Genomic DNA, 795 nt, shown 5'->3' with positions numbered 1-795 from the left:
TACCCGATCGGCTACTTCCACATCGACATCGCCGAGGTCAGGACCGAGCAGGGCAAGCTCCACCTCTTCGTGGCCATCGACCGCACCTCGAAGTTCGCCTTTGCCCAACTGCACGAGCGCGCCACCAGGCACGACGAGCTCCGCAGCCACCTCGCCCTGTTCCTCGATACCTACAACTACGCGCGGCGGCTCAAGACCCTGAAGGGCCTCACCCCCTACGAGTTCATCTGCCGATCATGGGCCGCAGACCCCCATAGGTTCACCGCAAACCCGCACCATGAAATGCCGGGACCAAACATCTAGGGTTCGTCTGAGCGGGGGGGCATGCGCAGGCTGCCACGGCCTGGGCAGCATCTCGCCTGCGTTCGGTGCCCGCGCAAAGACATTCGCTGCGCCAGAGCCGGGGAGGCTATGAGGCCCTACGGCGCACCGCGGACCCAGGCATCTGACCCCATCCGTACATGCCGAAATGGCCTCAAGAGACAAAGCCGGCATGCGGCCCGTGGAGCCCAACCGGCCAGCGTCTCTCAGGTGCGATTCGCCGGAAGCTCTCGCCTGTCGGACCGGAAAGGCGGGTCTCTTGCGGTCCGGAACTGACCTTCCCCCCTGCCTGGGATCCACCTGGAATGAGAGAGTTGGCCTCCTTGGAAGGAGGCAGGGATGCCGAAGAAGGGTTTCGTCGACGCGGTGCTGATCCTGTGCGACGGCGCGCCGATCGCCCGTCATATCCGCTCCTACGGCCATGGCGAGTTCGTCTACGACCCGCTGCACTACCTGGCGCTGCTCGAGACCAAG

At 64.8% G+C, this 795-nt stretch carries 1 pseudogene; it reads left to right on the top strand.

Going from position 1 to position 795, the window contains the following annotated elements:
• A pseudogene (locus HW578_RS27245) lies at positions 1–303 on the top strand (hypothetical protein); the annotation flags it as partial.
• Positions 304–795: the final 492 nt, after the last annotated feature.

The sequence above is a fragment of the Roseomonas rosulenta genome, assembly GCF_016106005.1.
Lineage (GTDB): Bacteria > Pseudomonadota > Alphaproteobacteria > Acetobacterales > Acetobacteraceae > Neoroseomonas > Neoroseomonas rosulenta.
This window is presented reverse-complemented; position numbering and strand designations above follow the sequence as displayed.